38 protein-coding genes and 1 pseudogene are annotated in these 25,226 nt (G+C 56.2%); 33 read left to right on the top strand and 6 right to left on the bottom strand.

Going from position 1 to position 25,226, the window contains the following annotated elements:
• From AACY50_RS00005 to bfr, 31 genes and pseudogenes are all read left to right on the top strand, one after another.
• A pseudogene (locus AACY50_RS00005) lies at positions 1-155 on the top strand (hypothetical protein); the annotation flags it as partial.
• Positions 156-313: 158 nt separating this feature from the next.
• Complete coding sequence (gene rpsJ, locus AACY50_RS00010) at positions 314-625, top strand: 30S ribosomal protein S10 (RefSeq protein WP_003186070.1); 312 nt, start codon at positions 314-316, stop codon at positions 623-625.
• An 80-nt stretch (positions 626-705) separates the two neighbouring features.
• Positions 706-1,341 carry a 50S ribosomal protein L3 gene (rplC, locus tag AACY50_RS00015; RefSeq protein ID WP_003228738.1) on the top strand — a complete coding sequence of 212 codons (636 nt, stop codon included), beginning with the start codon at positions 706-708 and terminating at the stop codon, positions 1,339-1,341.
• 12 nt (positions 1,342-1,353) lie between these two features.
• Positions 1,354-1,956 (top strand): 50S ribosomal protein L4, encoded by a 603-nt coding sequence (gene rplD / locus AACY50_RS00020; RefSeq protein ID WP_003228735.1) that lies wholly within the window; start codon positions 1,354-1,356, stop codon positions 1,954-1,956.
• Complete coding sequence (rplW, locus tag AACY50_RS00025) at positions 1,953-2,252, top strand: 50S ribosomal protein L23 (RefSeq protein ID WP_002555488.1); 300 nt, start codon at positions 1,953-1,955, stop codon at positions 2,250-2,252. The genes rplD and rplW overlap by 4 nt, the downstream gene beginning before the upstream one ends.
• A gap of 14 nt (positions 2,253-2,266) precedes the next feature.
• Positions 2,267-3,091: a 50S ribosomal protein L2 gene (gene rplB, locus AACY50_RS00030; protein WP_042561342.1), complete on the top strand. Its 825-nt coding sequence runs from the start codon at positions 2,267-2,269 to the stop codon at positions 3,089-3,091.
• Positions 3,092-3,107: 16 nt separating this feature from the next.
• On the top strand, positions 3,108-3,383 hold the full coding sequence (gene rpsS / locus AACY50_RS00035) for a 30S ribosomal protein S19 (protein ID WP_003228731.1): 276 nt from the start codon (positions 3,108-3,110) through the stop codon (positions 3,381-3,383).
• An 11-nt stretch (positions 3,384-3,394) separates the two neighbouring features.
• Positions 3,395-3,727 carry a 50S ribosomal protein L22 gene (rplV, locus tag AACY50_RS00040; protein WP_003103908.1) on the top strand — a complete coding sequence of 111 codons (333 nt, stop codon included), beginning with the start codon at positions 3,395-3,397 and terminating at the stop codon, positions 3,725-3,727.
• Positions 3,728-3,740: 13 nt separating this feature from the next.
• A complete protein-coding gene (rpsC, locus tag AACY50_RS00045) occupies positions 3,741-4,427 on the top strand; it encodes a 30S ribosomal protein S3 (protein WP_003176422.1) in 687 nt (228 codons plus the stop codon).
• Positions 4,428-4,439: 12 nt separating this feature from the next.
• On the top strand, positions 4,440-4,853 hold the full coding sequence (gene rplP / locus AACY50_RS00050) for a 50S ribosomal protein L16 (protein WP_003232424.1): 414 nt from the start codon (positions 4,440-4,442) through the stop codon (positions 4,851-4,853).
• Positions 4,853-5,044: a 50S ribosomal protein L29 gene (rpmC, locus tag AACY50_RS00055; protein ID WP_002555481.1), complete on the top strand. Its 192-nt coding sequence runs from the start codon at positions 4,853-4,855 to the stop codon at positions 5,042-5,044. The genes rplP and rpmC overlap by 1 nt, the downstream gene beginning before the upstream one ends.
• A 2-nt stretch (positions 5,045-5,046) precedes the next feature.
• A complete protein-coding gene (gene rpsQ / locus AACY50_RS00060; RefSeq protein ID WP_003194644.1) occupies positions 5,047-5,313 on the top strand; it encodes a 30S ribosomal protein S17 in 267 nt (88 codons plus the stop codon).
• Between the two features lie 23 nt (positions 5,314-5,336).
• Positions 5,337-5,705, top strand: coding sequence for a 50S ribosomal protein L14 (rplN, locus tag AACY50_RS00065; RefSeq protein ID WP_002555479.1), 369 nt, complete (start codon positions 5,337-5,339; stop codon positions 5,703-5,705).
• A gap of 11 nt (positions 5,706-5,716) precedes the next feature.
• Entirely contained in the window at positions 5,717-6,031 is a 315-nt protein-coding gene (gene rplX, locus AACY50_RS00070) for a 50S ribosomal protein L24 (RefSeq protein ID WP_003186046.1), read from the top strand.
• Between the two features lie 20 nt (positions 6,032-6,051).
• Entirely contained in the window at positions 6,052-6,591 is a 540-nt protein-coding gene (rplE, locus tag AACY50_RS00075) for a 50S ribosomal protein L5 (RefSeq protein WP_003210069.1), read from the top strand.
• A gap of 13 nt (positions 6,592-6,604) precedes the next feature.
• Positions 6,605-6,910: a 30S ribosomal protein S14 gene (rpsN, locus tag AACY50_RS00080; RefSeq protein WP_003228726.1), complete on the top strand. Its 306-nt coding sequence runs from the start codon at positions 6,605-6,607 to the stop codon at positions 6,908-6,910.
• 209 nt (positions 6,911-7,119) lie between these two features.
• Positions 7,120-7,512, top strand: coding sequence for a 30S ribosomal protein S8 (gene rpsH, locus AACY50_RS00085; RefSeq protein ID WP_007966178.1), 393 nt, complete (start codon positions 7,120-7,122; stop codon positions 7,510-7,512).
• 12 nt (positions 7,513-7,524) lie between these two features.
• A complete protein-coding gene (gene rplF, locus AACY50_RS00090; protein ID WP_003176412.1) occupies positions 7,525-8,058 on the top strand; it encodes a 50S ribosomal protein L6 in 534 nt (177 codons plus the stop codon).
• A 10-nt stretch (positions 8,059-8,068) separates the two neighbouring features.
• Positions 8,069-8,419 carry a 50S ribosomal protein L18 gene (rplR, locus tag AACY50_RS00095; RefSeq protein WP_003186037.1) on the top strand — a complete coding sequence of 117 codons (351 nt, stop codon included), beginning with the start codon at positions 8,069-8,071 and terminating at the stop codon, positions 8,417-8,419.
• Positions 8,420-8,422: 3 nt separating this feature from the next.
• A complete protein-coding gene (gene rpsE / locus AACY50_RS00100; RefSeq protein WP_003176409.1) occupies positions 8,423-8,923 on the top strand; it encodes a 30S ribosomal protein S5 in 501 nt (166 codons plus the stop codon).
• A gap of 2 nt (positions 8,924-8,925) precedes the next feature.
• Positions 8,926-9,102, top strand: a complete 177-nt coding sequence (gene rpmD, locus AACY50_RS00105; protein WP_003176408.1) for a 50S ribosomal protein L30 — start codon at positions 8,926-8,928, stop codon at positions 9,100-9,102.
• A gap of 3 nt (positions 9,103-9,105) precedes the next feature.
• Positions 9,106-9,543 carry a 50S ribosomal protein L15 gene (rplO, locus tag AACY50_RS00110; RefSeq protein ID WP_042561340.1) on the top strand — a complete coding sequence of 146 codons (438 nt, stop codon included), beginning with the start codon at positions 9,106-9,108 and terminating at the stop codon, positions 9,541-9,543.
• Positions 9,544-10,872: a preprotein translocase subunit SecY gene (gene secY, locus AACY50_RS00115; protein WP_003228718.1), complete on the top strand. Its 1,329-nt coding sequence runs from the start codon at positions 9,544-9,546 to the stop codon at positions 10,870-10,872.
• A 27-nt stretch (positions 10,873-10,899) separates the two neighbouring features.
• The gene (rpmJ, locus tag AACY50_RS00120) at positions 10,900-11,016 is read left to right on the top strand and encodes a 50S ribosomal protein L36 (RefSeq protein WP_002555468.1); all 117 of its coding nucleotides are present in this window, start codon (positions 10,900-10,902) and stop codon (positions 11,014-11,016) included.
• A 130-nt stretch (positions 11,017-11,146) separates the two neighbouring features.
• Positions 11,147-11,503, top strand: coding sequence for a 30S ribosomal protein S13 (rpsM, locus tag AACY50_RS00125; protein ID WP_009045849.1), 357 nt, complete (start codon positions 11,147-11,149; stop codon positions 11,501-11,503).
• Positions 11,504-11,533: 30 nt separating this feature from the next.
• On the top strand, positions 11,534-11,923 hold the full coding sequence (rpsK, locus tag AACY50_RS00130; RefSeq protein WP_002555466.1) for a 30S ribosomal protein S11: 390 nt from the start codon (positions 11,534-11,536) through the stop codon (positions 11,921-11,923).
• A gap of 18 nt (positions 11,924-11,941) precedes the next feature.
• A complete protein-coding gene (gene rpsD, locus AACY50_RS00135; RefSeq protein ID WP_003176404.1) occupies positions 11,942-12,562 on the top strand; it encodes a 30S ribosomal protein S4 in 621 nt (206 codons plus the stop codon).
• A 22-nt stretch (positions 12,563-12,584) separates the two neighbouring features.
• On the top strand, positions 12,585-13,586 hold the full coding sequence (locus AACY50_RS00140; protein WP_003186012.1) for a DNA-directed RNA polymerase subunit alpha: 1,002 nt from the start codon (positions 12,585-12,587) through the stop codon (positions 13,584-13,586).
• Positions 13,587-13,628: 42 nt separating this feature from the next.
• Positions 13,629-14,015, top strand: a complete 387-nt coding sequence (rplQ, locus tag AACY50_RS00145) for a 50S ribosomal protein L17 (protein WP_003176402.1) — start codon at positions 13,629-13,631, stop codon at positions 14,013-14,015.
• 239 nt (positions 14,016-14,254) lie between these two features.
• Complete coding sequence (locus AACY50_RS00150) at positions 14,255-15,709, top strand: catalase (protein ID WP_339495768.1); 1,455 nt, start codon at positions 14,255-14,257, stop codon at positions 15,707-15,709.
• Positions 15,710-15,858: 149 nt separating this feature from the next.
• The gene (bfr, locus tag AACY50_RS00155; protein WP_339431279.1) at positions 15,859-16,323 is read left to right on the top strand and encodes a bacterioferritin; all 465 of its coding nucleotides are present in this window, start codon (positions 15,859-15,861) and stop codon (positions 16,321-16,323) included.
• Between the two features lie 62 nt (positions 16,324-16,385).
• Here bfr and uvrA read toward each other — a convergent pair whose 3' ends face one another.
• Positions 16,386-19,220 carry an excinuclease ABC subunit UvrA gene (uvrA, locus tag AACY50_RS00160; protein WP_339495769.1) on the bottom strand — a complete coding sequence of 945 codons (2,835 nt, stop codon included), beginning with the start codon at positions 19,218-19,220 and terminating at the stop codon, positions 16,386-16,388.
• Between the two features lie 191 nt (positions 19,221-19,411).
• Between uvrA and AACY50_RS00165 the strand changes: the two genes are divergently transcribed.
• Both AACY50_RS00165 and AACY50_RS00170 read left to right on the top strand, forming a co-directional pair.
• Positions 19,412-20,809 (top strand): MFS transporter, encoded by a 1,398-nt coding sequence (locus tag AACY50_RS00165; protein WP_339431281.1) that lies wholly within the window; start codon positions 19,412-19,414, stop codon positions 20,807-20,809.
• Between the two features lie 9 nt (positions 20,810-20,818).
• The gene (locus tag AACY50_RS00170) at positions 20,819-21,343 is read left to right on the top strand and encodes a single-stranded DNA-binding protein (RefSeq protein ID WP_007917224.1); all 525 of its coding nucleotides are present in this window, start codon (positions 20,819-20,821) and stop codon (positions 21,341-21,343) included.
• Between the two features lie 75 nt (positions 21,344-21,418).
• Here AACY50_RS00170 and AACY50_RS00175 read toward each other — a convergent pair whose 3' ends face one another.
• The 5 genes from AACY50_RS00175 to AACY50_RS00195 form a co-directional block, all read right to left on the bottom strand.
• The gene (locus AACY50_RS00175; RefSeq protein WP_339538022.1) at positions 21,419-22,576 is read right to left on the bottom strand and encodes a glutathionylspermidine synthase family protein; all 1,158 of its coding nucleotides are present in this window, start codon (positions 22,574-22,576) and stop codon (positions 21,419-21,421) included.
• A 2-nt stretch (positions 22,577-22,578) separates the two neighbouring features.
• Positions 22,579-23,262, bottom strand: a complete 684-nt coding sequence (locus AACY50_RS00180) for a DUF1190 domain-containing protein (protein ID WP_339431283.1) — start codon at positions 23,260-23,262, stop codon at positions 22,579-22,581.
• 17 nt (positions 23,263-23,279) lie between these two features.
• A complete protein-coding gene (locus tag AACY50_RS00185) occupies positions 23,280-23,705 on the bottom strand; it encodes a DUF350 domain-containing protein (protein WP_339464766.1) in 426 nt (141 codons plus the stop codon).
• Between the two features lie 15 nt (positions 23,706-23,720).
• A complete protein-coding gene (locus AACY50_RS00190) occupies positions 23,721-24,371 on the bottom strand; it encodes a DUF2491 family protein (RefSeq protein WP_339431285.1) in 651 nt (216 codons plus the stop codon).
• 149 nt (positions 24,372-24,520) lie between these two features.
• Complete coding sequence (locus tag AACY50_RS00195) at positions 24,521-25,219, bottom strand: PspA/IM30 family protein (protein WP_339431286.1); 699 nt, start codon at positions 25,217-25,219, stop codon at positions 24,521-24,523.
• Positions 25,220-25,226 lie beyond the last annotated feature (7 nt).

A 25,226-nucleotide genomic window follows, 5' to 3' on the forward strand; every position in this document is an offset into this window, starting at 1 on the left:
TGCCAGAAGGCGTTGAAATGGTAATGCCAGGTGACAACATTCAGATGACTGTTACCCTGATCAAAACCATCGCGATGGAAGACGGTCTGCGTTTCGCTATCCGTGAAGGCGGTCGTACCGTCGGCGCTGGCGTCGTAGCCAAAATCATCGAGTAAGTCTCTTTTGTAGAGTCAGCTTGATGGATTGAAAAAGCCCCCGCTCAGCGGGGGCTTTTTTATTGGGTTGACACCTATCTGGGGCGTCTATAGAATTGCGCCTCCTTTTAACGGGCGTATTGCGCCCGGTGGGAATAGCAGCCGGAGTCTGAAATCCAATGCAAAATCAGCAAATCCGTATCAGGTTGAAGGCTTTTGACCATCGCCTGATCGACCAATCAACCCAGGAAATCGTGGAAACCGCGAAACGTACTGGTGCTCAAGTGCGTGGTCCAATTCCACTGCCTACCCGTAAAGAGCGGTTTACCGTTCTGGTTTCCCCGCACGTCAACAAAGACGCGCGTGACCAGTACGAAATCCGCACTCATAAGCGCGTTCTGGACATCGTCCAGCCAACGGATAAAACCGTTGATGCTCTTATGAAGCTTGATCTTGCGGCCGGTGTGGAAGTGCAGATCAGCCTCGGCTAAGACTCGGTCTTAGTCGTGTAACGCTCTGAAATGGGCGGCCATAGCGGGTGAAAGCCCCGTACACTCATGAGGTTTACAACATGACTATTGGTGTAGTCGGTCGTAAATGCGGTATGACCCGTATTTTCACCGAAGAAGGTGTCTCCATTCCGGTCACGGTCATTGAGATCGAGCCGAATCGCGTCACCCAGTTCAAAACTGAAGAGACCGATGGCTATCGTGCAGTGCAAGTCACTGTCGGCGAGCGTCGTGCTTCGCGTGTAACAGCAGCTCAGGCTGGCCACTTCGCTAAAGCGAACGTTGCCGCTGGTCGCACTACCATGGAATTCCGTCTTGAAGAAGGCGAGTACCAGGCTGGCGATCTGATCAACGCTGAAATCTTTGCCGCTGGTCAACTGGTTGATGTAACCGGTCAGTCCAAGGGTAAAGGCTTCCAGGGTACGATCAAGCGTTGGAATTTCCGCGGGCAAGATAACACCCACGGTAACTCCGTATCCCACCGCGTCCCAGGCTCTATCGGCCAGTGCCAGACTCCTGGTCGTGTATTCAAGGGCAAAAAAATGTCCGGTCATATGGGCGCTGAGCGCGTGACCGTGCAGTCCCTGGAAGTAGTGCGCGTGGACGCTGAACGCAATCTGTTGTTGGTCAAGGGCGCTGTTCCTGGCGCTACTGGCGGCAACCTGGTTGTACGTCCAGCAGCCAAGGCTCGCGGTTAAGGGGAAGCTGACATGCAATTAAATGTAAATGACGCTCAAGCGATCGAAGTTTCCGAACTGACATTTGGCGGCGAGTTCAACGAGACGCTGGTTCACCAAGCAGTCGTGGCCTACATGGCCGGCGGCCGTCAGGGTAGCAAGCAGCAAAAGACCCGTTCCGACGTTCGTGGTGGCGGTAAGCGCCCATGGCGTCAGAAAGGTACTGGCCGTGCTCGTGCCGGTACTATCCGTAGCCCAATCTGGCGTGGCGGCGGTACCACTTTTGCAGCTCGTCCACAGGATCACTCCCAGAAGCTGAACAAGAAGATGTATCGCGCAGCAATGCGTTCCATCCTTGCTGAGCTGGTGCGTACGGATCGTCTGGTCGTGGTTCAGGATTTCGCTGTTGAAACTCCGAAAACCAAAGATCTGCTGGGCAAGCTGAACAACATGAGCCTGACCGATGTTCTCATCGTGTCGGACGCTGTTGATCAGAACCTGTACCTGGCTGCTCGTAACCTGCCGCACGTAGATGTACGTGACGTTCAAGGTTCCGATCCAGTTAGTCTGATCGCATACGACAAGGTGTTGATCACCGTGTCGGCCGTGAAGAAATTCGAGGAGCTGCTGGGATGAACCAGGAACGCGTATTTAAAGTTCTGCTTGGCCCGCACGTTTCCGAGAAGGCTACGGTTCTGGCTGACAAGAAAGGCCAGTTCGTTTTCAAGGTTGCGACTGACGCAACCAAGCTGGAAATCAAGAAGGCCGTCGAAAGCCTGTTCAGCGTGAAAGTTGAGCGTGTTACTACCCTGAATGTTTTGGGTAAGAGCAAGCGCACAGCTCGCGGTCTGGGCAAGCGCAATGACTGGAAGAAGGCAGTTATCTCCCTTCAGCCAGGCCAAGATCTCGATTTCAGCAGCAGTGCTGAGTAAGGAAGGGGTGCATCATGGCAATCGTTAAATGCAAACCGACTTCCCCTGGCCGCCGTTTTGTGGTCAAGGTGGTCAACCAGGAGCTGCATAAAGGCGCTCCTCACGCACCGCTGCTCGAGAAAAAATCGAAGACTGGTGGTCGTAACAACAATGGCCGTATTACCACGCGTCACATCGGTGGTGGTCATAAGCAGCATTATCGTATGGTCGATTTCCGTCGCAACGACAAAGATGGCATTCCAGCCACTGTTGAGCGTATCGAATACGATCCAAACCGTACTGCTCACATTGCTCTTATGTTGTACGCAGACGGTGAACGCCGTTACATCATCGCCCCTAAAGGCGTGAGCGCTGGCGACCAGCTGATTTCGGGTGCTTTGGCTCCGATCAAGCCAGGCAACCAGTTGCAACTGCGCAGCATTCCAGTTGGTAGCACCGTACACGGCATCGAACTGAAGCCAGGTAAAGGCGCACAGATCGCTCGTTCTGCTGGTGCTTCGGCTCAGCTGATCGCTCGTGAAGGTGTGTACGTTACCCTGCGTCTTCGCTCCGGTGAAATGCGTAAAGTTCTGGCTGAATGCCGTGCGACCCTGGGCGAAGTCTCGAACTCCGAGCACAGCCTGCGTTCGCTGGGTAAAGCTGGTGCCAAACGCTGGCGTGGCGTTCGCCCAACCGTTCGTGGTGTTGCCATGAACCCGGTTGACCACCCACATGGTGGTGGTGAAGGTCGTACCTCTGGTGGTCGTCATCCGGTATCGCCATGGGGCTTCCCGACGAAGGGCGCGAAGACTCGTGGTAATAAGCGTACCGACAAAATGATCGTCCGTCGTCGCAAGTAAATAGAGGGATACGACAGTGCCACGTTCTCTGAAAAAAGGTCCTTTTATTGATCTTCACCTACTGAAGAAGATCGAAGTGGCGGCGGAGAAGAACGATCGCAAACCAATTAAGACTTGGTCGCGTCGTTCTATGATCCTGCCACAAATGGTCGGTCTGACCATCGCAGTACACAACGGTCGTCAACACGTCCCGGTTCTCGTTAACGAAGACATGGTCGGCCACAAACTGGGCGAGTTTGCCGGTACCCGCACTTATCGTGGGCACGTAGCAGACAAGAAAGCCAAGCGTTAAGGGGTTAGGAAATGGAAGTAGCCGCTAAGTTGTCGGGCGCTCGAATCTCCGCCCAGAAAGCCCGCTTGGTCGCCGACCAGATCCGCGGGAAGAAGGTGGGCGAAGCGCTCAACTTGTTGGCTTTCAGCAGTAAGAAAGCCGCCGAGATCATGAAGAAAGTGCTGGAGTCGGCCGTAGCCAACGCCGAGCATAACGAAGGCGCAGACGTTGATGACCTGAAGGTCAGCACCGTTTTCGTCAACGAAGGGCGTTCGCTGAAGCGCATCATGCCGCGTGCCAAAGGCCGTGCTGATCGCATCGTCAAGCGGTCTTGCCATATCACTGTCAAGGTTGCTGACAAGTAACGGAGTCGAAGAGATGGGTCAGAAAGTACATCCCATTGGCATTCGCCTGGGAATCGTCAAGGAGCACACCTCCGTCTGGTACGCAGACGGTCGGACTTATGCGGACTATTTGTTCGCTGATCTGAAGGTGCGTGAGTATCTCCAAGACAAACTAAAAAGCGCGTCCGTAAGCCGTATCGATATCCATCGTCCGGCGCAAACTGCACGTATCACCATCCACACCGCTCGCCCAGGTATCGTTATCGGGAAGAAAGGTGAAGATGTTGAGAAACTGCGTCAGGACCTGACCAAGCAAATGGGTGTGCCTGTGCACATCAATATCGAAGAGATCCGTAAGCCGGAGCTCGACGGTATGCTGGTTGCGCAGAGCGTAGCTCAGCAGCTGGAGCGTCGCGTAATGTTCCGTCGCGCTATGAAGCGCGCTGTACAGAACGCCATGCGCATTGGTGCCAAAGGCATCAAAATCCAAGTGAGCGGTCGTCTCGGCGGTGCTGAAATCGCACGTACTGAATGGTATCGCGAAGGTCGTGTGCCGTTGCACACCCTGCGTGCCGACATCGACTATGCCAACTACGAAGCTCACACCACATACGGTGTGATCGGTGTAAAGGTTTGGATCTTCAAAGGCGAAGTAATTGGTGGTCGCCAAGAAGAGCTGAAACCACAAGCACCAGCGCCTCGTAAAAAAGCTGCTAAGTAAGGGGTACGCCAAATGTTGCAACCTAAGCGTACGAAGTTCCGCAAGCAGATGACAGGCCACAACCGTGGTCTGGCTCAGCGCGGTAGCAAAGTCAGCTTCGGCGAGTTCGCGCTGAAGTCTGTAGCTCGTGGTCGTCTCACCGCTCGTCAGATCGAGTCAGCGCGTCGTGCTCTGACCCGTCACGTTAAACGTGGCGGCAAGATCTGGATCCGTGTATTCCCGGATAAGCCTATTTCCAAAAAGCCTCTCGAAGTTCGGATGGGTAAAGGTAAGGGTAACGTCGAATACTGGGTAGCCCAGATTCAGCCAGGCAAAGTCCTGTATGAAATCGAGGGTGTAACTGAAGAGCTGGCGCGTGAGGCTTTTGCCTTGGCTGCTGCAAAGCTGCCGCTCGCCACCGCCTTTGTTAAACGGACGGTGATGTGATGAAAGCGAATGAACTTCGTGAAAAATCCGCACAGCAGCTGAACGAGCAACTGCTCGGCTTGCTGCGCGACCAGTTCAATCTGCGTATGCAGAAAGCAACTGGCCAGTTGGGGCAGTCTCATCTGCTCTCGCAAGTTAAGCGTGACATCGCTCGCGTGAAGACTGTGCTCAACCAGCAGGCAGGTAAGTGATCATGGCTGAAGCCGAAAAAACTGTCCGTACGCTGACTGGCCGTGTTGTCAGCGACAAGATGGACAAAACCATCACCGTTCTGATCGAGCGTCGCGTTAAGCACCCGATCTACGGTAAATACGTTAAGCGTTCGACTAAGCTGCACGCGCACGACGAAACCAATCAGTGCCACATCGGCGACAAAGTCACTATTCGTGAAACTCGTCCGATGGCCAAGACCAAGTCTTGGGCATTGGTTGATGTTCTCGAACGCGCTGTGGAAGTCTAAGGACTAGGGGTCGGAGAAATTATATGATTCAGACTCAATCCATGCTCGATGTGGCCGATAACAGCGGCGCTCGCCGTGTTATGTGCATCAAGGTGCTGGGTGGCTCCCATCGTCGTTACGCTGGTATCGGTGACATCATCAAAGTTACCGTGAAGGAAGCAATTCCTCGCGGTAAAGTGAAAAAAGGCCAAGTGATGACTGCTGTTGTAGTCCGCACTCGTCACGGCGTACGTCGTGCTGATGGCTCCATTATCCGCTTTGATGGCAACGCTGCTGTTCTTCTGAACAACAAGCAAGAGCCGATCGGCACCCGTATCTTTGGGCCAGTGACCCGTGAACTTCGTACTGAGAAGTTCATGAAGATCGTCTCGCTCGCCCCAGAAGTGCTGTAAGGAGATCCGACATGCAAAAGATTCGTCGTGACGACGAGATCATCGTGATCGCCGGCAAAGACAAAGGTAAGCGCGGTAAGGTGCTGAAGGTTCTTGCTGACAACCGTCTGGTTGTTGGTGGTCTGAACCTGGTCAAGCGTCATACCAAGCCTAACCCGATGTCGGGCGTACAAGGCGGTATCGTCGAGAAAGAAGCGCCACTGCACGCTTCTAACGTAGCCATCTTCAATGGCGAAACCAACAAGGCTGACCGCGTTGGTTTCAAAGTTGAAGACGGTAAGAAAATTCGTGTCTTCAAGTCGACCCAAAAAGCGGTTGATGCTTGAACACTGCTAGGTAGAAGACCATGGCACGACTAAAAGAGATTTACCGGAAGGAAATCGCTCCGAAACTTAAGGAAGAACTTAAGCTTTCGAACGTGATGGAAGTTCCGCGCGTTACCAAAATCACCCTGAACATGGGTCTGGGCGAAGCGATCGGCGACAAAAAAGTCATCGAGCATGCTGTTGCTGACCTGGAAAAGATCACCGGCCAAAAAGTCGTTGTGACCTACGCTCGTAAATCCATCGCTGGCTTTAAAGTCCGTGAAGGATGGCCGATCGGCGTCAAGGTGACTCTACGCCGTGAGCGTATGTACGAGTTCCTGGATCGTCTGCTGTCGATCTCCCTGCCTCGGGTTCGCGACTTCCGCGGCCTGAATGCCAAGTCCTTTGATGGTCGTGGTAACTACAGCATGGGTGTGAAAGAGCAGATCATTTTCCCGGAAATCGACTACGACAAGATCGATGCTCTCCGCGGTCTGGACATTACCCTGACCACCACTGCCAAGAACGATGATGAAGGCCGCGCTCTGCTGCGTGCTTTCAAATTCCCGTTCCGCAACTGATTGGAGTAGGAAAATGGCCAAGAAGAGCATGAAAAACCGTGAGCTGAAGCGTCAGCTCACTGTTGCCAAGTACGCCACCAAGCGTGCAGCGCTGAAAGCTATCATCGTTGATCTGAACGCAAGTCCAGAAGCGCGTTGGGAGGCTACCGTAGCTCTGCAGAAGCAACCACGTGATGCAAGCGCTTCGCGCATGCGTAACCGTTGCCGCCTGACTGGTCGTCCGCACGGCGTTTACCGCAAGTTCGGCCTTGGCCGTAACAAGCTGCGTGAAGCTGCAATGCGTGGTGACGTTCCAGGTCTGGTTAAAGCCAGCTGGTAATCGCTGTCAAAGCCTTGATGGTCGGTTTCGCAAGAACCTGACCATCGGTGGCCTTGAATTTGAATCAAGCCCCTTTTGGGGCTTGATTCATTTCTGGGGTGTGTCTAGAATGACCGGCTCGCCTGAGCCCGTGTTTTTCATGCCCGGAAGTTCTCGGCGACAAGTAGTAGCCGCAAGGCTAATTTTTCTGTTTTAGGAGCGTCTAGCCCATGAGTATGCAGGACCCGTTAGCGGACATGCTAACTCGAATCCGTAATGCCCAGATGGCTGAAAAGTCTGTCGTAAGCATGCCGTCTTCCACGTTGAAGGTGGCTGTAGCAAAAGTCCTGAAGGACGAAGGTTACATCGCGGATTTTCAGATCACCACCGACGCTAAGCCGTCGTTGTCCATCTCGCTGAAGTACTTCGAAGGCCGTCCGGTTATCGAAGAAGTGAAGCGCGTTAGTCGTCCAGGCCTGCGTCAGTACAAGTCCGTTGAAGATCTGCCGAAAGTTCGTGGCGGTCTTGGCGTGTCTATCGTCTCCACCAACAAAGGTGTGATGACGGATCGTGCTGCGCGCGCTGCCGGTGTCGGCGGCGAAGTTCTTTGCACTGTGTTCTAAGGGGGGATAAGCATGTCTCGCGTCGCTAAGAACCCCGTTAAGCTGCCAGCCGGTGTCGAAGTAAAATTCGCAGGCCAACAGCTTTCGGTGAAGGGTGCCAAGGGTACTCTTGAACTGAACATCCATTCGTCTGTTGAAATTGTTGAAGAAGCTGGTGAGCTGCGTTTTGCTGCTCGCAATGGCGATCAACAAACTCGCGCAATGGCCGGTACCACGCGTGCGTTGGTAAACAACATGGTCCAAGGCGTAAGCCAAGGCTTCGAGCGTAAGCTCCAGCTGGTCGGTGTTGGTTACAAAGCGCAAGCAAAAGGCACGGTTTTGAACCTTGCCCTTGGCTTCTCGCACCCAGTGGATTACGAACTGCCGGAAGGCATCACCGCTGAGACTCCTAGCCAGACCGATATCCTGATCAAGGGCATCGATAAGCAGCTGGTGGGTCAAGTGGCCGCTGAGATCCGCGACTTCCGTCCACCAGAGCCGTACAAAGGCAAAGGTGTGCGCTACGCGGACGAAGTCGTCCGTCGTAAAGAAGCCAAGAAGAAGTAGGGCATAGCAAATGACCGACAAAAAAGTTACTCGACTGCGTCGCGCTCGCAAAGCACGCCTGAAAATGCACGAACTCGAAGTCGTGCGTCTCTGCGTGTTCCGCTCGTCGCAGCACATCTACGCCCAGGTCATCTCGGCCGACGGCAACAAAGTCCTGGCAAGTGCCTCGACTTTGGATAAAGAACTGCGTGATGGCGCCACTGGCAACATCGACGCGGCCACAAAGGTTGGCCAGCTGGTCGCTACGCGTGCTAAGGCCGCTGGCGTCTCGCAAGTGGCTTTCGACCGCTCTGGCTTCAAGTACCATGGCCGCGTTAAAGCGCTGGCTGATGCTGCTCGTGAAGCTGGGCTGGAGTTCTAAGTTATGTCAAATAACGACCAAAAGCGCGACGAAGGCTACATTGAGAAGCTGGTTCAAGTTAACCGCGTAGCCAAAACCGTTAAAGGCGGCCGTATCTTCACTTTCACCGCGTTGACCGTGGTTGGTGATGGTAAAGGGCGTGTTGGCTTCGGCCGTGGCAAGTCGCGTGAAGTGCCTGCTGCGATCCAGAAGGCAATGGAAGCTGCTCGCCGCAACATGATCCAGGTTGACCTGAACGGCACCACTCTGCAGTACGCAATGAAGTCCGCTCATGGCGCTTCGAAGGTGTACATGCAGCCTGCTTCTGAAGGTACCGGTATCATCGCTGGCGGCGCTATGCGTGCTGTCCTCGAAGTTGCTGGTGTTCAGAACGTTCTGGCCAAGTGCTACGGCTCGACTAACCCTGTAAACGTGGTTCACGCCACTTTCAAGGGTTTGAAAGCCATGCAATCTCCTGAGTCCATCGCTGCCAAGCGTGGTCTGACTGTCAAGGAGATCTTCTGATCATGGCTACCGTTAAAGTAACGCTGATCAAAAGCATGACCGGCCGAATCCCTAACCACAAACTGTGTGTTAAGGGTCTGGGTCTGCGTCGCATCGGTCACACTGTAGAAGTTCAGGATACTCCCGAGAATCGCGGGATGATCAACAAGGCTTACTACATGCTGCGTGTCGAGGGTTAATCGATGAAACTCAATGATCTGAGTCCAGCGCCGGGTTCCCGTCGCGAAAAGCATCGTCCGGGCCGTGGTATCGGTAGTGGTTTGGGTAAGACTGGTGGCCGTGGTCACAAAGGTCAAACCTCCCGCTCCGGTGGCACCATTGCTCCAGGCTTTGAAGGCGGTCAACAGCCGCTGCATCGTCGTCTGCCGAAGTTCGGTTTCGTTTCCCTGAAAGCCATGGATCGCGCAGAAGTGCGTTTGTCCGAGCTGGCTAAAGTGGAAGGCGACATCGTCACCGTGCAGTCCCTGAAAGATGCCAACGTGATCAACGTCAACGTACAGCGTGTAAAAATCATGCTGTCCGGTGAAGTGACTCGCGCTGTCACTATCGGCAAGGGAATCGGCGCCACCAAAGGTGCGCGTTCGGCTATCGAAGCAGCTGGCGGCAAGTTCGAGGAATAAATGGCTAAGCAAGGTGCTCTCTCTGCGCTCGGCAAAGGCGGTATGTCTGAACTTTGGGCTCGTCTGCGTTTTCTGTTCCTGGCGATTATCGTCTACCGAATAGGCGCACACATCCCGGTTCCAGGTATCAACCCGGACCGACTCGCAGACCTGTTTCGACAGAATGAGGGGACCATTCTTAGCTTGTTCAACATGTTCTCCGGCGGCGCGCTGGAACGGATGAGCATCTTTGCATTGGGGATCATGCCGTACATTTCGGCATCGATCATCATGCAACTGATGACAGCCGTCAGTCCGCAGTTGGAGCAGTTGAAGAAGGAAGGTGAAGCTGGCCGTCGCAAGATCAGCCAGTACACCCGCTACGGCACCGTCGTCCTCGCTCTCGTTCAGGCCATTGGCATGTCCATTGGTCTGGCGGGGCAGGGCGTTGCGTTCACTGGTGACTTTGGCTTCCATTTCGTCGCGGTATCCACTTTTGTGGCTGGTGCGATGTTCATGATGTGGCTGGGTGAGCAGATTACTGAGCGTGGTGTAGGTAACGGTATCTCGATGTTGATTTTTTCGGGTATCGTCGCCGGTCTTCCGAGAGCGATCGGGCAGTCTTTCGAGTCTGCGCGTCAGGGTGATATCAATATTTTTGCCTTGGTTGCCATCGGTTTGCTGGCAGTAGCGATTATCGGTTTTGTGGTGTTCATTGAGCGTGGTCAGCGTCGTATTGCTGTTCATTACGCCAAGCGTCAGCAGGGTCGTAAGGTTTTTGCTGCGCAGACAAGCCACTTGCCGCTGAAGGTGAACATGGCCGGTGTTATTCCGGCTATTTTCGCGAGCAGCATTTTGCTGTTTCCGGCTTCGTTGGGTGCCTGGTTTGGTCAGTCTGAAGGTATGGGCTGGTTGCAGGACATCTCGCAGTCGATCGCTCCTGGTCAGCCGTTGAATATTCTGCTGTTTAGTGCAGGGATTATTTTCTTCTGCTTCTTCTATACGGCGTTGATGTTCAATCCGAAAGACGTAGCGGAAAACCTGAAGAAGTCCGGTGCCTTTATTCCGGGTATCCGTCCAGGTGAGCAGTCTGCGCGCTATATTGATGGCGTTCTGACCCGCTTGACCATGTTCGGTGCTCTTTACATGACGGCCGTGTGCTTGTTGCCCCAGTTCCTGGTGGTTGCAGCAAACGTTCCGTTCTACCTTGGCGGGACCTCGTTGCTGATCGTGGTCGTGGTTGTGATGGACTTCATGTCTCAAGTACAATCGCACCTCGTTTCGCACCAGTACGAATCCCTGATGAAGAAAGCCAACCTGAAGGGTTACGGCAGCGGCATGTTGCGCTGAGTACCCATAAGGTTCGAGGAGTTGGTGATGAAAGTTCGTGCATCGGTGAAAAAGCTGTGCCGTAACTGCAAGATTATTCGCCGCGAAGGTGTTGTTCGAGTAATTTGCAGCGCGGAACCGCGTCACAAACAGCGCCAAGGCTGAGTGTGATTGTGCTTCAAGCCCGGTAGCTAGTGCGCTACCGGGTTGATTATTTGTTATTACAGCGATATTATCTCGCGCCCTATTTCTTGGCTTCCGGGGCGTAGGTAGCTGTCAATTGGAGTCCCACTGAATGGCCCGTATTGCAGGCGTTAACATTCCAGATAACAAGCATACTGTTATCTCGCTGACCTACATCTATGGTGTCGGTCGCACTACTGCACAGAAGATCTGTGCAGAGACTGGGGTAAACCCAGCAGCAAAGATCAAAGATCTGAGCGACGAGCAAATTGAACAGCTGCGTGGCGAAGTGGCGAAGTTCACCACTGAAGGTGACCTGCGTCGCGAAATCAACATGAAAATCAAGCGCTTGATGGACCTCGGTTGCTATCGCGGTCTGCGTCATCGTCGCGGTCTTCCAGTGCGCGGTCAGCGTACCAAGACCAACGCGCGTACCCGTAAAGGTCCGCGTAAGCCGATCCGCAAGTAATCGCCCCAGCGAATCGACAGGAATTTAATCATGGCAAAACCTGCTGCTCGTCCTCGTAAAAAAGTTAAAAAGACAGTGGTTGATGGCATCGCCCACATCCATGCATCTTTTAACAACACCATCGTGACCATTACCGACCGTCAAGGTAACGCTCTTTCCTGGGCTACCTCCGGTGGTTCGGGTTTCCGCGGTTCCCGCAAGTCCACCCCGTTTGCTGCTCAAGTGGCTGCTGAACGTGCTGGTCAAGCTGCGCTGGAATATGGCCTGAAAAATCTTGACGTTAACGTCAAGGGTCCAGGTCCAGGTCGTGAATCCGCAGTCCGCGCTTTGAACGGCTGTGGCTACAAGATCGCCAGCATCACCGACGTGACGCCAATCCCGCACAACGGGTGCCGTCCGCCGAAGAAGCGCCGCGTGTAATCCAGGAGATTGTAAAGAATGGCTCGTTACATTGGTCCAAAATGCAAACTCGCTCGTCGCGAAGGCACCGATCTCTTCCTGAAGAGCGGCGTGCGCGCGATCGAATCGAAGTGCAACATTGAAGCAGCACCTGGTATCCACGGCCAACGCCGCGGTCGCCAGTCCGACTACGGCACCCAACTGCGTGAAAAGCAGAAGGTCCGTCGTATTTACGGCGTTCTCGAGCGTCAGTTCAGCGGCTACTACAAAGAAGCTGCTGGCAAGAAAGGTGCAACTGGTGAAAACCTGCTGCAACTGCTCGAATGCCGTCTGGACAACGTTGTATACCGTATGGGCTTTGGTTCGACTCGTGCCGAATCCCGTCAGCTGGTATCGCACAAGTCGATCAGCGTTAACGGTCAGACCGTAAACGTTCCGTCGTATCAGGTTCGTGCTGGTGACGTGGTTGCAGTTCGCGAGAAAGCAAAAAACCAACTTCGCATTGTCCAAGCTCTCGATCTGTGTGCCCAACGTGGCCGCGTAGAATGGGTAGAAGTAGACACTGAGAAGAAGTCGGGCGTTTTCAAGAACGTTCCTGCTCGCAGTGATCTGTCCGCCGACATCAACGAAAGCCTGATTGTCGAGCTCTACTCCAAGTAAGGGCTAGAAAATAGGTGCATCCATGCAGATTTCGGTAAATGAGTTCCTGACACCCCGCCATATTGATGTGCAGGTTGTCAGTCCAACCCGCGCCAAGATCACTCTCGAGCCTCTCGAGCGTGGTTTTGGCCACACCCTGGGCAACGCGCTGCGACGCATCCTGTTGTCCTCAATGCCCGGCTGCGCAGTAGTCGAGGCCGAGATTGACGGTGTGCTCCACGAGTACAGCGCCATCGAAGGTGTACAGGAAGACGTAATTGAAATCCTGTTGAACCTTAAAGGTCTGGCCATCAAGCTGCACGGTCGTGACGAAGTTACGCTGACCTTGTCGAAGAAGGGTTCGGGGGTGGTTACCGCTGCCGATATTCAGCTGGATCATGATGTCGAGATCGTTAATCCCGATCACGTAATCGCTAACCTGGCGTCTAACGGCGCCCTGAACATGAAGCTCACCGTAGCTCGTGGTCGTGGTTATGAACCAGCCGACTCGCGTCAGAGCGATGAAGACGAAAGCCGCAGCATCGGTCGCTTGCAGCTTGATTCTTCGTTCAGCCCGGTTCGCCGTATCGCATACGTGGTGGAAAACGCCCGTGTCGAGCAGCGTACCAACCTGGACAAGCTGGTTATTGATCTGGAAACCAACGGTACCCTGGATCCTGAAGAGGCTATCCGCCGCGCTGCAACCATTCTGCAACAGCAGTTGGCTGCGTTCGTCGACCTCAAAGGTGACAGTGAGCCAGTGGTTGTCGAGCAGGAAGACGAGATCGATCCGATCCTGCTTCGCCCGGTTGACGATCTGGAACTGACTGTACGTTCGGCTAACTGCCTTAAGGCGGAAAACATCTACTACATCGGTGACCTGATTCAGCGTACCGAAGTAGAGCTGTTGAAGACTCCGAACCTGGGCAAGAAATCCTTGACTGAAATCAAGGACGTTCTGGCCTCCCGCGGTCTGTCCCTCGGCATGCGCCTCGACAACTGGCCGCCTGCAAGTCTTAAGAAGGACGACAAGGCGACTGCCTGATCGTCGTAATCACCGAACGTTGTGTTTGGTAAGGAATGAACCATGCGTCATCGTAAAAGTGGTCGTCACCTGAGCCGCACCAGCTCGCACCGCAAGGCCATGTTTCAAAACATGGCGGTGTCGCTGTTCGAGCACGAGCTGATCAAAACTACTCTGCCAAAAGCCAAAGAACTGCGTCGCGTTGCTGAGCCGCTGATCACTCTGGCCAAGACAGACAGCCTGGCTAACCGCCGTCTGGCTTTCGACCGTACTCGTTCGAAAGCTATCGTTGGTAAGCTCTTCAACGACCTGGGCAAGCGTTATGCTACCCGTGAGGGTGGCTACCTGCGCATCCTCAAGTGCGGTTTCCGCGCTGGCGACAACGCGCCTATGGCGTACGTCGAGTTGGTTGATCGTGCTACTGCTGGCGAAGCTGTATCCGCCGAGTAAGACGTCAGTCTGAAACAAAGAACCGGGCCTAGTGCCCGGTTTTTTGTGCCTCTAAGAAAAGCGCTTTACGTACAAGCATCTCCCTCTGTTCTGTTGTCACTATGTGTTGGGAAGTTTAATTAGTAATTTTCTATCGATGTGTGCAGGTTAATGAATTTGTAGGTGTCACATTGTTGATTGATACTCCCGTCCAAGCCGATTAGCCGGCAGCTCCAAGACTGACAGAGGAAGAAGACCGTATGAGCCAGACCAAAACGCTTACGACCGCCAGTGGCGCGCCTGTCGCTGATAACCAGAATTCTCGCTCCGCCGGCCCGCGAGGCCCGCTGCTGCTCGACGATTTTCATCTGATCGAGAAGCTTGCCCACTTTAATCGTGAAAACATTCCTGAGCGCCGGGTGCACGCTAAGGGCTCGGGTGCTTACGGTACGTTTACCGTAACCCGCGATATCACCGATTACACCAGCGCTAAGCTGTTCGAGTCCGTAGGGAAGCAAACCCCGACCTTCCTGCGTTTTTCAACGGTAGGTGGCGAGCGCGGTTCTGCCGACACCGAGCGAGATCCGCGTGGCTTTGCGCTGAAGTTCTACACCGAGGAAGGTAACTGGGACATTGTCGGCAACAACACGCCAGTCTTCTTCATTCGCGACCCGCTGAAATTCCCTGACTTCATCCACACCCAAAAGCGCCTGCCACAAAGTAATCTGAAGAGTGCGCAGATGATGTGGGACTTCTGGTCGCATTCGCCGGAAGCGTTACACCAAGTCACCATTCTTTTTTCTGACCGCGGGATCCCGGACGGGTACCGTCACATGCACGGCTTTGGTAGTCACACTTACAGTCTGATCAGCGCTCAAGGCGAGCGTCACTGGGTGAAGTGGCACTACAAGACCCAGCAAGGCATCAAAAACCTTGCGCCGGCTGATGCCGCTCGTCTGGCTGGCACTGACCCGGATTACGCGCAGCGTGATCTGTTTGAAGCAATTGAGCGCGGTGACTTCCCGAAATGGCGCGTGTGCATTCAGATCATGACCGAGGCTCAGGCAGCGGCGCACTATGAGAACCCGTTTGACGTGACCAAGACCTGGTCGCAGAAAGAGTTCCCGCTGATCGAAGTAGGTGAGCTGGAGCTGAACCGCAATCCGCTGAACTACTTCGCTGAAGTCGAGCAGGCCGCGTTCGGCCCGAGCAACATGGTGCCTGGCGTCGGTTTGTCGCCGGATCGTATGCTGCAAGGTCGTGTATTCGCTTACGCTGATGCTCACCGCTACCGTGTTGGTACCAATCACCAGCAATTGCCTGTGAATGCGCCACGCAGTGCGGTGAACACATACCAGCGCGACGGTTCGATGGCTTTCGGCAGCAACGGTGGCGCAGCGCCAAATTACGAGCCGAACAGTTACGTAGAGTCGCCCAAACAAGCGCCGCGTTATGCAGAGCCGGCGCTGGCCTTGAGCGGTGCGGCTGACCGCTACGATCATCGCGAGGACAGTGATTACTACAGTCAGGCGGGGGCACTGTTCCGCTTGATGAATGACGAACAGAAAGCGCTGCTGGTCAGTAACATTGCAGGAGCGATGGCCGGTGTGACGCCTGATGTTGTGGATCGCCAGTTGCAGCATTTCTACAAAGCTGATCCGGCGTATGGCGAAGCAATTGCAAAGCTGCTCAACGTACAGCTTAACGAAGTCTAAACGAGAAGCAGAACCGCCCTCATTAGGGCGGTTTTTGCGTTATTTAGCCTGCTTTTCTCAGATTATCTTCGCTTTTATTGCGCATGGAGGGTGACCTGACAGTCAGGTTGGTTCAAACTACAGCCTTTCAAGCAGGGAGATGTAGGGCGATGCAAGGCCACCCAGACGTTATCGATTACCTCAACACGTTGCTGACCGGCGAACTAGCCGCGCGTGATCAGTATTTTGTCCACTCGCGGATGTATGAGGACTGGGGATTCACCAAGCTCTACGAACGAATCAACCACGAGATGGAAGAAGAAGCAGGCCATGCTGACGCGTTGATGCGCCGGATCCTGATGCTTGAAGGTACGCCACGCATGCGTCCGGATGATCTGGATGTCGGCACCACCGTCCCGGAGATGCTCGAAGCCGATCTGCGCCTTGAGTACAAAGTCCGTGCGGCATTGTGCAAAGGCATCGAGCTCTGCGAACAGCACAACGACTACGTCAGCCGTGAGATATTGCGCGTTCAGCTCCACGATACCGAAGAAGATCACACCTACTGGCTGGAAAAGCAGTTGGGCCTGATCAAGCTGATCGGTCTCCAGAACTACCTGCAATCCCACACCTGACATGTAATACAAAAAAGCCCCTGTCACTGACGAAGTGACAGGGGCTTTTTCATGCTCGGTGTCTAGGCCCGATCACGGATCAGCAGTGGCTTGAGGTAATGGCCGGTGTGAGATTGCTTCATCTCGGCCACTTCCTCGGGCGTGCCGGTGGCAATGATCTGGCCACCCTTGGAACCACCCTCAGGCCCGAGATCGACCAGCCAGTCGGCAGTCTTGATCACGTCAAGGTTGTGCTCGATCACCACCACGGTGTTGCCGTGGTCGCGCAGGCGATGCAGGACGTCGAGCAATTGCTGGATATCCGCGAAGTGCAGGCCCGTGGTCGGCTCGTCGAGGATGTACAGCGTCTTGCCGGTATCGCGTTTGGACAACTCACGGGACAGTTTGACCCGCTGCGCCTCACCACCGGACAAGGTCGTAGCCGACTGCCCCAGCTTGATGTACGACAGCCCCACATCCATCAAGGTTTGCAGCTTGCGCGCGAGTGCCGGTACCGCGTCGAAGAACACTCGAGCCTCTTCGATGGTCATCTCGAGAGTTTCGTGGATGTTCTTGCCCTTGTATTTGATCTCAAGGGTTTCGCGGTTGTAGCGTTTGCTCTTGCACACGTCGCACGGAACATAGATATCCGGCAGGAAGTGCATTTCAACCTTGATCAGGCCATCACCCTGGCACGCCTCGCAGCGACCGCCCTTGACGTTGAACGAGAAACGCCCCGGGCCATAGCCTCGGGAACGCGACTCGGGCACGCCGGCGAACAGTTCCCGGATCGGGGTGAACAGCCCGGTATAAGTTGCCGGGTTGGACCGTGGTGTGCGCCCAATCGGGCTCTGATCAATGTCGACCACTTTGTCCAGATGTTCCAGGCCCTTGATGCTGTCGTGCGCGGCTGCTTCCAGAGTGGTCGCACCGTTGAGTGCGGTAGCGCTCAGCGGGAACAGGGTGTTGTTGATCAGGGTCGATTTGCCCGAGCCGGAAACACCCGTCACGCAAGTCAGCAGGCCGATCGGAATTTCCAGATCGACGTTGCGCAGGTTGTTGCCCCGTGCACCCTTGAGCGCCAGAACCTGTTTCTTGTTGCGCGGTGTACGCTTGGCCGGCACCTCGATCTTCACCCGGCCCGACAGGTATTTGCCGGTCAGGGAATCGGGGTGCGCCATGACTTCGGCTGGCGTACCTTCGGCAACGATCTGTCCGCCATGCACACCGGCACCGGGGCCGATATCCACGACATAGTCAGCCAGGCGAATCGCGTCTTCGTCGTGCTCGACCACAATCACTGTGTTGCCGATGTCGCGCAGGTGTTTGAGTGTGCCGAGCAGCCGGTCGTTATCACGCTGGTGCAAGCCGATGGAAGGCTCATCGAGGATATACAGAACGCCCACCAGGCCGGCACCGATCTGGCTGGCCAGCCGGATCCGCTGTGCTTCGCCGCCGGACAACGTGTCGGCACTGCGATCCAGCGACAGATAGTCCAGGCCCACGTTGACCAGAAACTGCAGGCGCTCGCGGATTTCCTTGAGAATCTTGTCCGCGATTTCGCCACGACGGCCAGTCATTTTCAGTTCGCCGAAGTATTCACATGCATCGCCAATCGGCAGATTGGTCACTGCCGGCAGCGTTTTTTCGCCGACCCAGACATGCCGAGCCTCACGACGCAGACGGGTGCCACGGCAGTCCGGGCAAGACTGAGTGCTGAGGAACTTGGCCAGCTCTTCACGCACGCTCGCCGATTCGGTTTCGCGGTAGCGACGCTCGAGGTTCGGCACGATGCCTTCGAACGGGTGCGAACGTTTGACGATATCGCCACGGTCGTTCAGGTATTTGAAGTCGACGTTCTGCGAGCCGCTGCCGTGCAGGATGAATTTCTGCTGATCGGCTGGCAGTTCGTTGAAGGGCACTTCGAGGCTGAACCCGTAATGCGAAGCCAATGAGCCCAGCATCTGGAAGTAGTAGACGTTGCGCCTGTCCCAGCCGCGAATGGCCCCTTCGGCCAGGGTCAGATCACCATTGACCAGTCGCTTGATGTCGAAGAATTGCTTCACGCCCAGGCCATCGCAAGTCGGGCAGGCGCCGGCCGGGTTGTTGAAGGAAAACAGTTTTGGTTCGAGCTCGCTGATCGCGTGGCCGCAGATCGGGCAGGCGAAACGCGCGGAGAAGATCATCTCTTCGCCCGGCTCATCGTCCATCGGCGCCACGAGGGCAATGCCGTCCGCCAGTTTGAGTGCGGTCTCGAACGATTCGGCCAAACGCTGCTGCAGATCGGCGCGAACCTTGAAACGGTCGACAATCACGTCGATCGAATGCTTCTTCTGTTTATCCAGTTTCGGCAGCTCGTCGAGCTCGCAGATCCGGCCATTGACCCGGGCACGGACGAAGCCCTGAGCGCGCAGCTCTTCAAACACCGACAAGTGTTCGCCTTTGCGCTCGCGGATCACCGGGGCCAGCAGCATCAATTTGCTGCCTTCCGGCTGGGCCAGTACCAGGTCGACCATCTGGCTGACGGTCTGTGCTTCCAGTGGAATGTCGTGGTCGGGGCAGCGGGGCGTACCGACGCGTGCATACAGCAGGCGCAGATAGTCGTAGATTTCGGTGATGGTGCCGACCGTGGAGCGGGGGTTGTGCGAGGTCGATTTCTGTTCGATGGAAATCGCAGGCGACAGGCCTTCGATGGTGTCGACGTCGGGTTTTTCCATCATCGACAGGAACTGCCGGGCGTAAGCCGACAGGGATTCGACATAGCGGCGCTGACCTTCGGCGTAGAGTGTGTCGAAGGCCAGGGACGACTTGCCGGATCCGGACAGGCCGGTGATGACGATCAGCTTGTCCCGTGGCAGGGTCAGGTCGATGTTCTTCAGGTTGTGGGTACGGGCCCCACGTATCAGGATCTTGTCCAAAGTGGCCTCGCTCGGCGGGCGTCGAAAACGTAGGAGTATACGGGCAAATACTGGATGGATGCACACTATCAAGCGCAGCGTTTTTTGCCTTGCATGAAGAGAGTTTCATGTAGGCGTGTCATAGCGTCGCGATATACCCCGTCTTCCGATGGGACTGGTAGAATCGCCGCCGGTTCACACGAGGTTTTTCCATGCACGATCCCCACAGCGAACGCATGAGTGGCAGCGAGACCCGCGCGGCGAGCGGTCTGGCCCTGGTGTTCGCCTTCCGTATGCTTGGCATGTTCATGGTGTTGCCAGTACTGGCGACCTACGGCATGGATCTGGCAGGCGCGACCCCGGCCCTGATCGGGCTGGCAATTGGTGCTTACGGCCTGACCCAGGCGATTTTTCAGATTCCGTTCGGGATCATTTCCGACCGCATTGGCCGCCGGCCGGTCATTTACCTGGGGCTGATCGTCTTCGCCCTCGGCAGTGTGCTGGCGTCCCAGGCCGATTCGATCTGGGGCGTGATCGCCGGGCGGATCCTGCAGGGCGCCGGCGCGATCTCCGCCGCGGTCATGGCCTTGCTCTCCGACCTGACCCGTGAACAGCACCGCACCAAAGCGATGGCGATGATCGGCATGACCATCGGTTTGTCCTTCGCTGTGGCGATGGTGGTCGGGCCGCTGCTGACCCGGGTTTTCGGTTTGTCCGGACTGTTCCTCGCTACAGGCGGCATGGCACTGATCGGGATCCTGATCATCATGTTCATGGTGCCGCGCTCAACCGGGCCGTTGCAGCATCGTGAGTCCGGCGTGGCGCGTCAGGCGCTGCTGCCGACGCTCAAGCATCCCGATCTGCTGCGCCTCGATCTTGGCATCTTTGTATTGCACGCGATGCTCATGTCGAGCTTCGTCGCGCTGCCCTTGGCCCTGGTGGAAAAAGCCGGGTTGCCCAAGGAGCAGCATTGGTGGGTTTACCTGACCGCGCTGCTGATTTCTTTCTTCGCCATGATCCCGTTCATCATCTATGGCGAGAAGAAACGCAAAATGAAACGAATCTTGCTCGGCGCCGTCATGACGCTGATGCTGACTGAGCTATTCTTCTGGAAGTTCGGTGACAGCCTGCGGGCTCTGGTGATCGGCACGGTGGTGTTCTTCACCGCGTTCAATCTGCTGGAGGCTTCTCTGCCGTCGCTGATCAGCAAGGTTTCACCGGCAGGTGGCAAGGGCACGGCCATGGGCGTGTATTCCACCAGTCAGTTCCTCGGTTCGGCACTCGGCGGGATACTCGGCGGCTGGCTGTTTCAGCATGGCGGTCTGTCGGTTGTGTTCCTCGGATGTGCGGGGCTGGCTGCCATCTGGCTGGCCTTTGCTGTTACCATGCGCGAACCTCCCTACGTGACGAGCCTGCGCTTGCCGTTGTCGCCCGAGGCGATCCGCGAAGCGGGTCTGGTCGAGCGCCTCAAGGCCCTCGTGGGGGTAACCGATGCAGTGATAGTTGCGGATGAAGCGGCTGTTTACATCAAACTGGACAAAGAATTAGTGGATCGCGACACCCTCGAACGCCTGGTGAACAACCCGGCCGGGGCTGCTTGCGAAGCCTAGGAGAACGTTATGGCCCGTGGGGTTAACAAAGTCATATTGGTCGGCACTTGCGGCCAGGATCCCGAAGTTCGCTACCTGCCTAACGGTAACGCCGTGACCAACCTGAGTCTGGCAACCAGCGAACAGTGGACCGACAAGCAAACCGGTCAGAAGGTCGAGAAGACCGAGTGGCACCGTGTTTCGATGTTCGGCAAGGTGGCCGAGATCGCCGGTGAGTACCTGCGCAAAGGTTCGCAGGTCTACATCGAAGGCAAGCTGCAGACCCGCGAGTGGGAAAAAGACGGTATCAAGCGTTACACCACCGAAATCGTGGTCGACATGCAAGGCACCATGCAACTGCTCGGCGGCCGTCCACAACAGGGCGACCAACAAGGCGGCGGCAACAACTATCAGCAGTCCGCTCCAACGCCACGTCAGCAGGCTCCACGCCCGCAGCAGTCGGCGCCACAGCAGCGTTCGGCCCCGGCTCCACAGCAGGCCGCACCGCAACCGGCTCCGGATTTCGACAGCTTCGATGACGATATTCCGTTCTGATTCTTGGCTGCATACGATCTAAATAAAAAGGCCCGTCGTTCAACGCGACAGGCCTTTTTTGTGGGCGGTGGTTTGTCAGTCAAGAATCAAATGCGGCAGAAACCGGCTTGAATCCTTGGTGATCAGACTGTTGTCCTCACGCACGCCAATACCCGCCGCCTGATCGCCAATCACCCAGGAGCCGATCAGCGTGTAGCTGTTACCGAACTTCGGCAGTGGTGCGAACTCCTGAAGGATAAATGGCGCATCGGTGTAGGGCCCATCTTCTTTGACGATCAGACCTTGCGCGGTTTGCAGTTCGATGTTTGCACCTTCCCGGGAGAAGTACGGTTTGCGCACCCAGCCTTTGGGCACGGCACTGGCCGGGTTCGGATCGAGGTGCGCTGCGAGCAGATTCGGATGGCCTTTGTGCAACTCCCACAACAGCGGCAGTGCGCCTTTGTTCGACAGGATCGCTTTCCACGCAGGCTCGAAAAACTGCGTATCGCACTCGGCAATCGCCGCGCCGAACGGTTCATGGAAGATGAATTCCCAGGCGTGCAGCTTGAACAGGTGCGGGATCCAGCGATCTTGCAGGTCGACAAAGCGGCCCTCGGCCGTCAGGCCAATGTCTTCGATGTCGATGTGCCGGGATTCGATGCCGACCTTTTCCGCGATCAGTCGCAGGTAATCGGTGGTGCCTTTATCCTCGACCGAGTCTTTCATTGAGGCAAAGTAGAAAGGTCGCTTGAGCTGCAACTCGGCAAAGGCTTGATGCAGCTTGGTGTCGATGCTGTTGAACTGGTCGGCATGGCTGGGCAGCGTGCCGCGCTCAATGCATTGCTCCAGCCAACCCCACTGGAACGCCGCCGCCTCGTAAAGGCTGGTTGGCGTGTCGTAGTTGAGTTCCAGCAGTTTCGCCGGGCCGTTGCCGCTGTAGGAAAAGTCCATGCGCCCGTACAGATGCGGATGTCCTTCCAGCCAGGACGTTCGGATCATGTCGTAGTACGTAGGCGGGATGCTCAGGCGATCCAGCAGTTCTTCGCTGTGTACCACGCGGTCGACCAGGTCCATGCACATCTCGTGCAGTTCGGTGGTCGGGTCCTCGAGATCGTTTTCGATTTGCGTGAGCGTGAACTGGTAATACGCGCTTTCGTCCCAGTAGGGCTCGTCGTCGATGGTGTGGAACATAAAGCCGAGGCTCTCGGCCGTTTGTTTCCAGTCGGGGCGCTCGGCGCAGTGGACCTTTTTCATCGTCAGCTGCTCGAGCGGCCGGAACTGCTGCCCCAACCACCCCAACCGCTGCGGGCGCTGGACTGGCTGCCAAAACCGCCACGGGAGGTGGAGGAGGCGACGTTCACCGGTTTGCTTTTGCTGCTTTCGTAGGTCGGTTGGCTACGGGGCGCAGACTCGATTCTTTTGGACTGCGTCGAGGTGTTGTAGGGCTGGCGCGTATCGCGGTCGCGATAGACCGTGCGATTCGAGTTGTTGCTCATCGCGTTGCCGATCAGCCATCCGCTCAGCCATCCGCCGCCACTCGAGGTGTGGGAAGTGTTTTGCACATTCTGGGCAGCCGTCGTGTCACCGGCCGGCATCTGCGCATCGGCGATGGCGTCGAGATTTTGTGGGGTTTCACCGTTCTGCGGCACTTTGAAACCGCCGAGTTTCGGCACGAAGCGGCCGTCGGAGTTTTTCTGGCACCAGTCGGCAGCAAAGTCCGCGTCGCACTTGGCCTTGTCGTCGTACGCCGGAGCGATACGCCGGTGTTCGGTGAGCGCCGCGACGTAGGCGTTGGAGCAGACGTCGGCTGCCACTTCGGCATCGACGCACTGCTCAACGCTCTGGAAATTGCGCGCCTGATCCACCGCTGCCGCTTCGCCGGAAATGGCCATGGCCACCGACGCGGCGAGGGACAACTGAACGTACTTGCTTCGTTTCATCTAAGGCTTCCTGCCGATCAGTTGGACGGTGTCATGCACGCAGCGTTGAGCATACCGACGCTGATCGCTACCGCTGCGACGTAGATGCCGGAAGCGATTTCACCGTTGGCGATGCGCTGGGAAGTGCCTTTGAGCACCAGGCCAGTGGCGAGAAACGCCAGCAGTTGCACTGCTGCGGCAATCACGGCCCAGAGCACGAAGTCGAGGACGTTGACCGAATAGGCGATCACGTTGCTGGCAGGAATGGCGAAACCGATGATTGCACCGGACAGCGCAATGGCGGCGGCCGTGTTGCCGGAGCGGATCAGCTCGAATTCCTTGTGCGGGGTGATGCGCGTGTAGACGAATTGAAACAGCATGAACAGCAACACGGCGCCGATCAGGTAAACGATGAAACCGGTCAGAGCGGTCTTGTTCAGCGAGACAGCCAGCACTTCCAGCATGAAAAGCGTCCTTATTTAAATGGTGCTCAGGTCAGTCGTGTACAGCGAAATGCCGAGCGAGGTGCTCAGGCTGACGGTGCCTTCTTCGTCTTGTTCGACGGAGAACAACAACAGCTCGCGACGATCGGTCAGGCCGGTCTCGCGGGCGTAAAGCATGGCGTGGTGTTCGATGGTGTAGCTCTCGTCCGGGTTGACCACCTGCTCGGTCAGCGGCACCAGTTCGGTCTGGCCTTGTTCGGTGCCCCACTCGCGGGTGAATTCGACACCTTCGTGGGTGTAGGTCGGCAAACCGATCAGGCTGTTGGGGCCGGCCAGTCGCTGCAGTTCGGCGTCACTGTTGACTGTCACGTAACTGAGGTAGTTGAACAGGATGACCGATTCGATCTGATCATCGCCGGTGACGTGGATCTGTACCCAGAAATCCTCGTCGTTCATGTAATAGCGGTGCAGTTTATTGGACTGGCCGAGGTCGACCCAGCCTGCGCTCCAGATCGCCTGATCGAAGGGGACTCGTACCGAAGTCGAACCGTCGAGCAGCAGGGCCAGCGTCGAATCGAATCTGACGCCCTTGCCTTGGGCCATCCCGAGTGGGCCACTGGCGACGGTGGGTGTTGGCGCAGCGGTCTGCCAGTTGCTGGTGCCCAGCAAATCTTTAAACCATCCCATGGGTACGTTCCTTGAAGCGGGTGGAGGTGTTCGTCGTAAAAAGCGCCGCTAGTGTACCGGGCCGAGCGACGAACGAGCAGCGTCATTTGCTCAGCACAAACCCTCTGGGAGCGGGGTTGTTCGCCCCCACAGGGTTTTTTATCGCGGTGTTACTGAGCGGATTTCTGCTTAAGGCGTTCAAGAATCGCATTGGCGCTGCCTTCATTCGGCGTGATGCCGGCGTCGCGCAGTTTACGATCCAGGTCGTTGCCGGTTGAAGCGTCTGCCAGTTCATCGGCCGCACTCAGTTCGGCAGCGCGTTGCTGCTGCTTGGCTTGCAGGCGGTTCAGGGTGCCGACCGCGGTTTCCAGTTTGCCGTTGGCGCCGCCGCTGGCGATCGATGCACTGACCTGGGCTTTCTGCACGCTGTCACGGGCCTTGGCCATGTCCACTTGTTGGCGCAGGCTCTTGATCCGGGCTTCGGCCTTGTTGATGTCCTTGCGCATGTTGTCGGCATAGTTGCCAAACTCGTCGCTTTGGGCTTTTTCGGCGGTCAGGTCGTTGGTCAGGGTCGAAATCGCTTCGGCCACTTCCATCGCCAGGTCTTCGCGACCGGCGTTCAGAGCCGAAACAGCCTTGGCTTCCAGATCCTTGATCTTGGCGTCGTACTCGCTCACGCGGTCGGCGGCCAGCTTGTGCTTGGCCATGATGGTGATCAATTCGCGACGGGCGTTCGACAGCGCGGTATCCGCATCGCGGATTTCCTGGTCGAGGATGCGCAGGGCCTGTTGGTCGACGATCGCTTCGCCGACTTCATTGGCGCCGCCGCGCAGTGCGGTGAACAACTTGCTCCAGATGGACTGAGTCATTGGATAT

Origin of the sequence: Pseudomonas sp. RA_15y_Pfl2_54, assembly GCF_963971015.1 — a bacterium.
Lineage (GTDB): Bacteria > Pseudomonadota > Gammaproteobacteria > Pseudomonadales > Pseudomonadaceae > Aquipseudomonas > Aquipseudomonas baetica_A.

Excerpts from the sequence above, each read along its gene's own strand:
- AACY50_RS00185 (WP_339464766.1), bottom strand. The coding sequence starts at position 23,705 with ATGCTGGAAGTGCTGGCTGTCTCGCTGAACAAGACCGCTCTGACCGGT.
- secY (WP_003228718.1), top strand. The coding sequence starts at position 9,544 with ATGGCTAAGCAAGGTGCTCTCTCTGCGCTCGGCAAAGGCGGTATGTCT.
- rpsN (WP_003228726.1), top strand. The coding sequence starts at position 6,605 with ATGGCCAAGAAGAGCATGAAAAACCGTGAGCTGAAGCGTCAGCTCACT.
- AACY50_RS00170 (WP_007917224.1), top strand. The coding sequence starts at position 20,819 with ATGGCCCGTGGGGTTAACAAAGTCATATTGGTCGGCACTTGCGGCCAG.
- rplX (WP_003186046.1), top strand. The coding sequence starts at position 5,717 with ATGCAAAAGATTCGTCGTGACGACGAGATCATCGTGATCGCCGGCAAA.
- rpsM (WP_009045849.1), top strand. The coding sequence starts at position 11,147 with ATGGCCCGTATTGCAGGCGTTAACATTCCAGATAACAAGCATACTGTT.
- rpsC (WP_003176422.1), top strand. The coding sequence starts at position 3,741 with ATGGGTCAGAAAGTACATCCCATTGGCATTCGCCTGGGAATCGTCAAG.
- rplN (WP_002555479.1), top strand. The coding sequence starts at position 5,337 with ATGATTCAGACTCAATCCATGCTCGATGTGGCCGATAACAGCGGCGCT.
- AACY50_RS00165 (WP_339431281.1), top strand. The coding sequence starts at position 19,412 with ATGCACGATCCCCACAGCGAACGCATGAGTGGCAGCGAGACCCGCGCG.
- rplQ (WP_003176402.1), top strand. The coding sequence starts at position 13,629 with ATGCGTCATCGTAAAAGTGGTCGTCACCTGAGCCGCACCAGCTCGCAC.
- rpsK (WP_002555466.1), top strand. The coding sequence starts at position 11,534 with ATGGCAAAACCTGCTGCTCGTCCTCGTAAAAAAGTTAAAAAGACAGTG.
- rplO (WP_042561340.1), top strand. The coding sequence starts at position 9,106 with ATGAAACTCAATGATCTGAGTCCAGCGCCGGGTTCCCGTCGCGAAAAG.
- rpsH (WP_007966178.1), top strand. The coding sequence starts at position 7,120 with ATGAGTATGCAGGACCCGTTAGCGGACATGCTAACTCGAATCCGTAAT.
- rpmD (WP_003176408.1), top strand. The coding sequence starts at position 8,926 with ATGGCTACCGTTAAAGTAACGCTGATCAAAAGCATGACCGGCCGAATC.
- rpsD (WP_003176404.1), top strand. The coding sequence starts at position 11,942 with ATGGCTCGTTACATTGGTCCAAAATGCAAACTCGCTCGTCGCGAAGGC.
- AACY50_RS00195 (WP_339431286.1), bottom strand. The coding sequence starts at position 25,219 with ATGACTCAGTCCATCTGGAGCAAGTTGTTCACCGCACTGCGCGGCGGC.
- AACY50_RS00190 (WP_339431285.1), bottom strand. The coding sequence starts at position 24,371 with ATGGGATGGTTTAAAGATTTGCTGGGCACCAGCAACTGGCAGACCGCT.
- rplR (WP_003186037.1), top strand. The coding sequence starts at position 8,069 with ATGACCGACAAAAAAGTTACTCGACTGCGTCGCGCTCGCAAAGCACGC.
- AACY50_RS00140 (WP_003186012.1), top strand. The coding sequence starts at position 12,585 with ATGCAGATTTCGGTAAATGAGTTCCTGACACCCCGCCATATTGATGTG.
- rplW (WP_002555488.1), top strand. The coding sequence starts at position 1,953 with ATGAACCAGGAACGCGTATTTAAAGTTCTGCTTGGCCCGCACGTTTCC.
- rpsQ (WP_003194644.1), top strand. The coding sequence starts at position 5,047 with ATGGCTGAAGCCGAAAAAACTGTCCGTACGCTGACTGGCCGTGTTGTC.
- AACY50_RS00175 (WP_339538022.1), bottom strand. The coding sequence starts at position 22,576 with ATGAAAAAGGTCCACTGCGCCGAGCGCCCCGACTGGAAACAAACGGCC.
- rplV (WP_003103908.1), top strand. The coding sequence starts at position 3,395 with ATGGAAGTAGCCGCTAAGTTGTCGGGCGCTCGAATCTCCGCCCAGAAA.
- rpmJ (WP_002555468.1), top strand. The coding sequence starts at position 10,900 with ATGAAAGTTCGTGCATCGGTGAAAAAGCTGTGCCGTAACTGCAAGATT.
- rplC (WP_003228738.1), top strand. The coding sequence starts at position 706 with ATGACTATTGGTGTAGTCGGTCGTAAATGCGGTATGACCCGTATTTTC.
- rplE (WP_003210069.1), top strand. The coding sequence starts at position 6,052 with ATGGCACGACTAAAAGAGATTTACCGGAAGGAAATCGCTCCGAAACTT.
- bfr (WP_339431279.1), top strand. The coding sequence starts at position 15,859 with ATGCAAGGCCACCCAGACGTTATCGATTACCTCAACACGTTGCTGACC.
- rpsJ (WP_003186070.1), top strand. The coding sequence starts at position 314 with ATGCAAAATCAGCAAATCCGTATCAGGTTGAAGGCTTTTGACCATCGC.
- rplD (WP_003228735.1), top strand. The coding sequence starts at position 1,354 with ATGCAATTAAATGTAAATGACGCTCAAGCGATCGAAGTTTCCGAACTG.
- rpsE (WP_003176409.1), top strand. The coding sequence starts at position 8,423 with ATGTCAAATAACGACCAAAAGCGCGACGAAGGCTACATTGAGAAGCTG.
- rplB (WP_042561342.1), top strand. The coding sequence starts at position 2,267 with ATGGCAATCGTTAAATGCAAACCGACTTCCCCTGGCCGCCGTTTTGTG.
- rplF (WP_003176412.1), top strand. The coding sequence starts at position 7,525 with ATGTCTCGCGTCGCTAAGAACCCCGTTAAGCTGCCAGCCGGTGTCGAA.
- AACY50_RS00180 (WP_339431283.1), bottom strand. The coding sequence starts at position 23,262 with ATGAAACGAAGCAAGTACGTTCAGTTGTCCCTCGCCGCGTCGGTGGCC.
- rplP (WP_003232424.1), top strand. The coding sequence starts at position 4,440 with ATGTTGCAACCTAAGCGTACGAAGTTCCGCAAGCAGATGACAGGCCAC.
- rpmC (WP_002555481.1), top strand. The coding sequence starts at position 4,853 with ATGAAAGCGAATGAACTTCGTGAAAAATCCGCACAGCAGCTGAACGAG.
- AACY50_RS00150 (WP_339495768.1), top strand. The coding sequence starts at position 14,255 with ATGAGCCAGACCAAAACGCTTACGACCGCCAGTGGCGCGCCTGTCGCT.